Here is a 7,776-nt window from a genome sequence, read left to right on the forward strand (position 1 = left end):
AAAAAATGGTACTACTTTTTTGTTATGTGTCTTAAGATCATCCAAGATAGCGAAATAAACCATTATCCTTTTAAAATAGGCATCATTTTAACAATAGCTTCTTGTAGTTTTTCACTATTTTTACTATACATTTGCTTAGCTTCTTTTGATTCGGTTCCAAGAGCAAATAGTTCTAAGTCTGCTTGACATTTTTTCAAGGTTGAAAGAATTAAGGGTCTTTCTTGTGGGGGTGCGACTTGTAATTTATCGTCAAACAGATCAATCGTTAACTCTCCGTAAGAATTAATCTGTCCGAGAAATACATTTTCAACCGTAACCCCTAATTTTTCTAACTCAGTGTGTAGCCAAGCTCGATTTCGTCCAATTGTAGCTAGCGGTTCGTCAAATAAGACACCATCCATAATGACAGTCTGTGGTTCTTTAATGGAAGGAACAAATAAGTTTAAATCTTTTGCTGTTAATGGTTGGTTCTCTTTTTTCAACATAACGGATAAATCTCCTGTTGCCTCTAGCACTGCAAATTCTACATCAGACACCTGAAAGACATCCTTTCTGCGAAGTAGTTCTAACAGTTCATCTGTTGTATATCTTTCCTTTTTTAAATTATCTTCCATGATTTTACCATCTTTGATAAATACAGTTGATTTCCCTTCTATAAAATTGCGAAAACCTTTACTTCTTAATGAAATTAAACCAGCAAAAAAGGGAATAGCAGCAAAAATGAAGATTCCAATAATTCCATGAAATATACTTCGTTCAAGTCCCATAGCTACTTCTGCACCAATACTTCCAATAGAAATACCAGTGACATATTCAAAGAAAGTTAGTTCAGAAATTTGCTTTTTCCCTAACCATTTTGTGATTAAAAATAAAACAGCAACAAATAATGCTGAGCGTACAGCTATATCTAACCATTCAGGCACCGCTTATACCCCCTGTAAATATAGTTTTCTAGAAACCTTTGTACTGAAATTCCTCTCCTTCTAGTTCTCCTACTCTTTTTTTTAAATCTTTTGTTACTTCGTGTACGACCATCATAACCTCATGCAAAGTTCTTTTCGATTCATCATCAAAAGTCCGTAAGGCTAAACTTGAGAGACTTGCTTCTACTCCCTTTAGACTGGCAAAACACTGTTTAACATCTGATCCTACTGTCATCCTAAGTCTCCTTATCCTTTTGGTTTAAAAAGTAAAGCTCCTATCATGCCGAAAACAATGGCTGCTGAAATACCGGAACTAGTTACTTCAAAAATTCCTGTCAGTACACCAACTAACCCATGTTTTTCTGCTTCCTGCATCGCACCATGAACAAGCGAATTCCCAAAACTTGTAATCGGAACGGTGGCCCCTGCCCCAGCAAAATCAATCAACGGTTCATATAAACCAAACCCATCTAAAATTGCCCCCACTACTACAAGGGTACTTAACGTATGTCCCGGTGTAAGTTTAAAAACATCAAACATTATCTGCCCAATCACACAAATCAAACCACCTACTGTGAATGCCCAAAAATAGGTCATATCATTGTTCACCTCCATATTCAATCGATACCGCATGTGCAATACAAGGAATCGTTTCATTTTGCTGAAAAGAAAGAGGAGATAATAAAGCACCTGTTGCAACGACTAACATTCTTTTGAATTCACCTTTTTTCATCCGGTTTAACAGATGACCATAAACTACCGTTGCTGAGCATCCTGCTCCACTTGCTCCTGCAAGAACCGGTTGCCCCTCCCTATAAATCATAAGGCCACAATCTTGGTATTGCTCTTTACGAATAGGAATTCCATGCTCTTTAAATAGATCCAAAGAAACTTCATGCCCAATTTTCCCAAGGTCTCCTGTAACAATTAAGTCATAATAAGACGGATCGACGTTTCGTTCTTTTAAATGCGCTTCAATGGTATCAACTGCAGCAGGAGCCATAGCCCCTCCCATATTAAAAGGATCGGTTAGACCCATATCAATTACACGACCTATTGTGGCAGAAGTGACACGAGGCCCATCCCCAGAATCACTTAAAAGGGCTACACCGGCGCCAGTAACTGTCCATTGTGCCGTAGGAGGTTTTTGTCCACCATACTCTGTAGGATACCGAAATTGTTTTTCAACAGCTGTATCATGACTGGAAGCTCCTGTTAACAAATATTTAGCCCCTTTTGTATTAACGATATAAGCACCTAGAGCCAATCCTTCCATAGACGTAGAGCAGGCACCGAATAAACCAAAATACGGAGATCCAATTGTTCGACTGGCAAAACTTGTCGGAGTTATCTGGTTGATCAGATCCCCAGCTAGGATAAATTGAACTTGATCTTTTTGGATGCCCCCTTTTTCCATGGCTTTTTGACAGGCTTCTTCAAAAAGGACTTTATGTGCCTTTTCATAGGAATCCTGTCCAAGCCATAAATCAGCATGAAGGAGATCGAAATCTTCTGCGATCGCTCCGTTTGCTTCAAATGGTCCTCCAACTGTTCCAGTAGAAAGTATCACAGGTTTGTGTTCAAAGATCCATGTACGATGACCTGCAAGCATTATAAACCACCCCACTGGATTAAAATGGTCTTGATGAGGGCAATGACAAAAGCAGAAAAAACACCAAATAAAATAACCGCCCCTGCTAATTTAAACATGTTGCCGCCTACGCCCAGTACAAATCCTTCGGAACGATGCTCAATGGCAGGTGATATGACCGCATTGCCAAAACCAGTTACGGGTACAGCTGTTCCAGCCCCTCCAAATTGGGCCATTCGATCATATACACCAAAACCAGTAAGAAGCATCGTAATAAAAATTAACGTACCCACTGTCGGATTTCCGGCCGTTTGCTCAGTAAAATCAAAAAAATAAATGTAAAAGTCAGAAATACACTGACCGATCAGACAGATAAGTCCACCAGTTATAAAGGCCTTTATACAATTTTTAACAACCGGTCTTTTAATCTCTCGTTGTTTTTGCAATTTTTGGTATTCCTGTTGCACAGGAGTGAGTTGTTTCTTTTGATTATTAGACATAACTCGTTCCTTTCTCTTTATGTTTGTTCCTTCATAAGACTTTTCAGTTTATTTAAATCCTTTTTTAAGTTTTTCTCATTCGTATCGTTTTTTTTCAGTCTCTGTTCTATGTTTTCAAGTTCCCAGAACATTTTTTTATCACTCGAAACAAATACTTTATGATCGGGATACATTTTTTTTAAGTCAGATTTAACTGACTTCTCGATATTTTTTAATCGGAAACGGTTGAAATTTCCGACTTTTATCGCTACTAAAAGCTCATTATCTGTATTCACAGCCTTTACATCCGAAATTTCTTCCTTAGTGATAATCTTTTCTTTAGCATGATTGGCAACAGATTGATCAATTGGTTTACTTGTATGTACTTGTGAAATACTCAAATCATTATTATTATCTAACTGATTTTGGTTCCCGTTACACCCTGAACCCATTCCGATAAGGATTAAAATGAAAAATAATATTTTCACTTTCATGAAATCACCTCCATGTTTTACCAGTATAGGGATGCAAAAGGTTGGCCTTTCAACCAACCTTTTCGCCATACTCATTATTGTTGTTTGTATTGAGGTTCTTCTTGTTCGATTTGTTGAACACGTGGTTCAACATTATCAATAACGGATTGGGTTTGTGTAGCAGCATCTTGATAAAGTTTCTTAGCTTGTTGATTATCCGTACTGAGAGCAAATGTTTCAAAGCTAGCTTGAGCGCTTTTTAATCCAGCTAAAGCTGTTTTAACGTCATTTATGACTGTCATGAATAACACCTCCTATGATTTGACAGTAATATGGTGCTAAATAAAATATAAATTTATTCATTTATTTTTAAAATTTAAATATGAAATATTTTAAGGTTTTTGGTAAATCAAGCTTTTTTAAAAAAGTGATTAAAGTTCAGTTGATTTATTCATGGGTTACTGTGAGTTTTAGTCCAAACATAGACATATATGCTTTTTGTTTTGGAAATGGAGTAATAGTTGCAGGTTTGTGTTATTAAATTATTTAACATAAGAAAGTGGAAAATTATCAAAGGAGAATAGGAAGTATGTATAAAGATTATAGTGAAATGGTTTTAGGACCAAAACCACGAGCTAGACAAAAGAATTTTTTTGGAAGTTTAGAGGATAGTTTTAAAAATCCTATTATACATAAGGAAATTCATCGCGATAAAGTTTATGTTCCCTTAGATCTAAGTAGGGTTTGGGACAGGATACATTAAAATAAGCATTTTCATTTGTATAGCAACTTCTAGGCTTAGTGACAGGGTTGCTGCTCTAGACCGCAAAGTAGAGTTTTCACCCTCTATTCAATAGATTACACTCAAAATAGTGATTATTCTAATGTTAGGGGAAGGATATTTATGAAACGAAATTGGAATGAAGATGAGCTGCTAGAACATTTTGTAGTAGTATCAATTGAAAGAAAACTGATTGGTAATAAAACAGGGGCAAGTCGTTTAGGATTTGCAGTATTATTAAAGTACTTTCAACAAGAGGCTAGATTTCCTTCTAAGAAACAAGATATTCCCAAAGTGGTAGTTGAATTTATAGCACAGCAATTGGGGTTATCTTCAGTGCTCTTTGTGGAATATCGTTGGGGCGCAGATGAAAGAAACTTTACTTATTATCGAAAACAAATTCGAGAATTCTTCGGTTTTCGAGAACTTACAGCAAAAGATAACGAACTTTTGACAGAGTGGTTACACGGTCAAGTTCAATTTACTCATGATATCGACTACTTAAAAAATCAGGCATATAGCTTATTTCGTAAGTGGAAAGTCGAACCTCCTTCGATTGGAAGCTTGAATCGGATGATTGATTCTGCCATTGACACTTTTGAAAAGAATTTATATCAATCGACTTATCATCAGCTGTCTCCTAGGACTTGTTCTCGATTAGATGCATTACTGGAATCTCATGCGGATGAGGAATCGGAAGAAGGTTTTGAAGAAGAGTTTCATGAGAAAGTGGAATCTGACATTTTAACTTTTCGGCACCTTTTATCTTCTCCTCGTAAACCAAGTGTAAGCACCATGGAAATGGAAGTTAAAAAACTATTAGCGATCAAGCATCTACACATTCCTCCAGGATTATTTCATCATTTGACTCCGAAATTAGTAAAGAAATATCGACTTCGTGCAGCTACGGAGACCTTAACGGAATTGCGTGCACACCCAGCACCCATTCGTTATACTCTACTTGCCATCTTATTTTCGCATCGTCATGGGGAAGTCATTGATTATTTAGCTGATTTATTGGATGAAATTACGCTTAAGTTCGGAAATAAGGCCAAGAATACAACCCGAAAAGAAGCAGTAAAGGAATTAGAAAGAATCCAAGGGAAAAATAAACATATTGTCAACTTATTAAAAGCGACGGTAGATCATCCAGAAGGCGTTATTCAAGATACTCTATTCCCTATTGTCAGTCCTTCCACGATTCAAGATATTATAAAAGATATGACAAAAAATAATCGGGAATACAAAGAAAAAATCTATACAAAGATGCATGCCTCTTATCGCGGATATTATCGACATGCTTTCTCTAATATTTTAATGAATCTTACCTTTCGGTCCAACAATAAATTTCATCAACCTGTGATTGAAGCCATTCAACTCATTCGAGAATATGGAGAAAGTGGGCAACGTTTTTTCGCTGCTGGAGATGAAGTGCCTATTGAAGGCGTAATTCAGCCCAAATGGAAAGATGTCATTATCGAGATAGACAGCAAAGGCATAGAGAGAGTGAATCGAATCAATTATGAAATTGCAGTGATCCAATCGCTTCGTACTCGTCTTCGTTGTAAAGAAATTTGGATTGAGGGTGCTGATCGATATCGAAACCCAGATGAAGATCTCCCCCAAGATTTTGAAGAGCACAAGGAAGAATATTTTCAAGCACTGAAAGCACCACTTGATGTAGAGCCTTTTATCGAAGATATTATACAGTTGATGAAAGATAAGCTCCAATTACTAAATCAAGGGTTAGAGGTTCAAAGTAACGAACAAGTCGCGATTACTACTAGAAATAACAAGGGGTGGATTCGAGTCACTCCACTTGAAAAGCAAATTGAACCCCCACATGTGATGAGGATTAAACAGGAGATTAAGAATCGTTGGTCTGATATCAACCTATTGGATTTATTAAAAGAAACAGATTTTCATACGGAGTTTACCCAGCATTTTAAGACCACTGCTGATAGCGAGATTTTAGATCGAGAAACCATCCAACGACGGCTTCTTCTCAGTTTATTTGGATTAGGAACGAATACAGGTTTGAAAGCTGTTTCTGCTGGAAACCACCTAGATGGTTATCGGGAGCTTCGGTATATCCGTCAAAAATTTATTCATAAAGATCATTTACGAAAAGCCAATGCAGAGGTTACCAATCATATTATCTACCATCGGCAGAAAGAAGTATGGGGAGAAGCTACTACTGCATGTGCTTCCGATTCAAAACATTTTGGATCTTGGGATCAGAACCTCCTTTCCGAATGGCATCCTCGTTATAAGAGGCAGGGGGTTATGATTTATTGGCATACGGATCGAAAATCGGCATGTATTTATTCTCAGCTTAAGTCCTGTCTCTCTTCCGAAGTGGCCGCGATGATAGAAGGGGTCCTTCGTCACTGCACAGATATGAAAATCGATCGAAATTATGTCGATACACACGGACAAAGTGTGGTTGCTTTTGCTTTTTGTCATCTGCTTGGTTTTAAGCTGATGCCACGTTTCAAAAATATAGGTTCTCAAAAGTTATATCGTCCAGAAGCTGGCATGAATGATGAATATCCTCACCTGCAACCGGTTTTAAGTAGACCAATTAACTGGGATCTTATTGGACAACAGTATGAACAAATCATTAAGTATGCAACTGCTCTACGTTTGGGTACTGCTTCTGCCGAATCCATATTAAAGCGATTTACTAGGGATACAAAACATCCAACATATCTAGCTTTATGTGAATTAGGGAAAGCGATTAAAACGATCTTTTTATGTGATTATTTACACTATGAAGAGATTCGCAGGGAGATCCATGAAGGATTAAATACAGTGGAACAATGGAACTCGGTGAACACCTATATTTTTTATGGAAAAAATAGTGAAATTCGTTCCAATTCTATAGAAGATCATGAGGTGTCTGCCTTATCACTTCAATTGCTGCAAAATTGCTTAGTCTATATGAATACCTTAATGGTACAAGAAGTACTTTATGACAACAACCAATATTGGTTGGAGAAAATGACTCCAGAAGATTTTAGGGGATTAACACCTTTATTTTATCATCATGTCAATCCATACGGAACTTTTGAACTCAATATGAATCAGCGAATACCTATTAAGTTGAAAGTGTCGTAGTTTTGATCATTTTGATCGGTGACAAAAACCAGCTAATATCCCGTCAAGATATTAGCTGGTCTTTTGTAATGAACACTTAGATGCGGAAAGAGCGCAATCCTTACTCCAGAAAAGCGCCCGTTGAAGACTAAAGTTTATATTCACCAAGAAAATTGATATGCTCTTATCCTAACAAATTTTATTTAGGACTTACATGTATGCCTTCACTCTCTCGCCAATCTGCGTAAAGTATACGCTTTACATTATCATATCCATTGGTAGTTAATTGGTTATCTAACCACTGTTGATCAAATCCGAGTTCATGTAAATTATCCCATAAAATTTCCCCATCTATAATTAACGATGTTGGGAGGTCTACTGGACTTTCTGGAAGATTGAGATCTTGCTTGTCTGGTTTTTGATACTTGGA

The 7,776-nt window shown here is 36.9% G+C and carries 10 protein-coding genes; 2 read left to right on the forward strand and 8 right to left on the reverse strand.

What is annotated here, in order from left to right; all coding sequences use genetic code 11:
• Nucleotides 1-62: 62 nt before the first annotated feature.
• The 7 genes from ADJ83_RS07935 to ADJ83_RS07965 form a co-directional block, all read right to left on the reverse strand.
• Nucleotides 63-923, reverse strand: a complete 861-nt coding sequence (locus ADJ83_RS07935) for a DUF421 domain-containing protein (protein ID WP_031538347.1) — start codon at nucleotides 921-923, stop codon at nucleotides 63-65.
• Nucleotides 924-951: 28 nt separating this feature from the next.
• Complete coding sequence (locus ADJ83_RS07940; RefSeq protein WP_031538348.1) at nucleotides 952-1,158, reverse strand: DUF1657 domain-containing protein; 207 nt, start codon at nucleotides 1,156-1,158, stop codon at nucleotides 952-954.
• Nucleotides 1,159-1,169: 11 nt separating this feature from the next.
• On the reverse strand, nucleotides 1,170-1,520 hold the full coding sequence (spoVAE, locus tag ADJ83_RS07945) for a stage V sporulation protein AE (RefSeq protein WP_031538349.1): 351 nt from the start codon (nucleotides 1,518-1,520) through the stop codon (nucleotides 1,170-1,172).
• 1 nt (nucleotide 1,521) lies between these two features.
• Complete coding sequence (gene spoVAD / locus ADJ83_RS07950) at nucleotides 1,522-2,535, reverse strand: stage V sporulation protein AD (protein WP_031538350.1); 1,014 nt, start codon at nucleotides 2,533-2,535, stop codon at nucleotides 1,522-1,524.
• Nucleotides 2,535-3,014, reverse strand: a complete 480-nt coding sequence (gene spoVAC / locus ADJ83_RS07955; RefSeq protein WP_017695333.1) for a stage V sporulation protein AC — start codon at nucleotides 3,012-3,014, stop codon at nucleotides 2,535-2,537. Before spoVAC ends, spoVAD begins: the two co-directional genes overlap by 1 nt.
• Nucleotides 3,015-3,031: 17 nt before the next feature.
• Nucleotides 3,032-3,487, reverse strand: a complete 456-nt coding sequence (locus ADJ83_RS07960) for a YhcN/YlaJ family sporulation lipoprotein (RefSeq protein WP_031538351.1) — start codon at nucleotides 3,485-3,487, stop codon at nucleotides 3,032-3,034.
• A gap of 74 nt (nucleotides 3,488-3,561) precedes the next feature.
• Complete coding sequence (locus ADJ83_RS07965; RefSeq protein WP_017695330.1) at nucleotides 3,562-3,768, reverse strand: DUF1657 domain-containing protein; 207 nt, start codon at nucleotides 3,766-3,768, stop codon at nucleotides 3,562-3,564.
• A gap of 287 nt (nucleotides 3,769-4,055) precedes the next feature.
• Between ADJ83_RS07965 and ADJ83_RS25820 the strand changes: the two genes are divergently transcribed.
• Both ADJ83_RS25820 and ADJ83_RS07970 read left to right on the forward strand, forming a co-directional pair.
• Nucleotides 4,056-4,229, forward strand: a complete 174-nt coding sequence (locus tag ADJ83_RS25820; RefSeq protein ID WP_162837599.1) for a hypothetical protein — start codon at nucleotides 4,056-4,058, stop codon at nucleotides 4,227-4,229.
• Nucleotides 4,230-4,370: 141 nt separating this feature from the next.
• The gene (locus tag ADJ83_RS07970) at nucleotides 4,371-7,367 is read left to right on the forward strand and encodes a Tn3 family transposase (protein ID WP_031538352.1); all 2,997 of its coding nucleotides are present in this window, start codon (nucleotides 4,371-4,373) and stop codon (nucleotides 7,365-7,367) included.
• Nucleotides 7,368-7,545: 178 nt separating this feature from the next.
• Here ADJ83_RS07970 and ADJ83_RS07975 read toward each other — a convergent pair.
• A partial coding sequence (locus tag ADJ83_RS07975) for a YetF domain-containing protein (RefSeq protein WP_048717470.1) occupies nucleotides 7,546-7,776 on the reverse strand: 231 nt, incomplete at its 5' end.

The sequence above is a fragment of the Bacillus sp. 522_BSPC genome (assembly GCF_001076885.1).
Taxonomy (GTDB): Bacteria; Bacillota; Bacilli; order Bacillales; family Cytobacillaceae; genus Niallia; species Niallia hominis.